We start from the raw sequence: 236 nt of genomic DNA, 5'->3' as shown, positions 1-236 counted from the left end.
CAGATCCAATCACAAAGGAAACGATACCGCCCAGCCCCAATATGCCGAAGCTGGGGCTGAAGGCTTCTGCCACCATCAGAATGATCCCCAGTATGATCAATCCCAGTCCCGCATAGCTTACGGGCAGGAGTTGCAGCGAATACATAGCCAGAATCAGACAAATACCGCCGAGTACACCAGGTAAACCCACCCCGGGATTGTAAAATTCTAACAATAGGCCATAGATGCCAATCAGC

The 236-nt window shown here is 50.8% G+C and carries 1 pseudogene; it reads right to left on the bottom strand.

The features are described from left to right. Positions 1 to 236, bottom strand: a pseudogene (locus ACYP03_RS28045) (NfeD family protein); the annotation flags it as partial.

This window comes from Photobacterium sp. R1, assembly GCF_054600795.1.
The sequence above is the reverse complement of the archived record's forward strand: the minus strand, read 5'-3'. Positions and strand labels throughout refer to the sequence as shown.